This is a genomic window from Mesorhizobium sp. M4B.F.Ca.ET.089.01.1.1, assembly GCF_004022605.1.
Lineage (GTDB): Bacteria > Pseudomonadota > Alphaproteobacteria > Rhizobiales > Rhizobiaceae > Mesorhizobium > Mesorhizobium abyssinicae.
The window spans coordinates 1-514 of the sequence record NZ_RZOS01001309.1 but is presented as its reverse complement, the minus strand read 5'-3'; the positions used below and the strand labels follow the sequence as shown (position 1 = coordinate 514).

General features: G+C 53.7%; 1 protein-coding gene. It reads right to left on the bottom strand.

Going from position 1 to position 514, the window contains the following annotated elements:
- Positions 1 to 332: 332 nt before the first annotated feature.
- Complete coding sequence (locus tag EN780_RS37300; protein ID WP_281035423.1) at positions 333 to 512, bottom strand: amidase family protein; 180 nt, start codon at positions 510 to 512, stop codon at positions 333 to 335.
- Between the last annotated feature and the right edge of the window lie 2 nt (positions 513 to 514).

Sequence of the window (514 nt, the reverse complement as noted above, 5' to 3'; positions counted from 1 at the left end):
ACTGACGAGCGTCCTTGGTCAATTATAGTTTGTATATGGCATCATCTAGAATCTAGATGATTCAAGAACTTATTAGATTAGCGAATTGTAAGAGACTATTGGAGCACTACGCCCCTATTGCAGTCGAGTTCGCGCGGATGTGGACTGGCTTCGCGGCTTCATCTTTGTGCGAGCACCCAGCGGCCGATTCAGCTCATCGAGCGATCCCATTGTTCCTATGTGCAACTGTTGGCACCCTGAAGAACCAACAATTTTGCCTAGTCAGTCGAAAGCTCCTCCACTCGGCGGACGGGCGACCTCTTCATCGGTAGCGAGATATCCAGAGACGCTTGTCAGTTGCGCCCCGCTCGCAGGCTTGGATGTCGGCGTCGCCATGGGCATGCCTCTTCGAGATCGCGCGAGATACGCACCAACGTTGCCTCATCACCGAAACGGCCGACGATTTGGAGCCCGATTGGCAAGCCATCAGCGCTTTGGACCAACGGCAACGACACCGATGGATGCCCGCTAATAT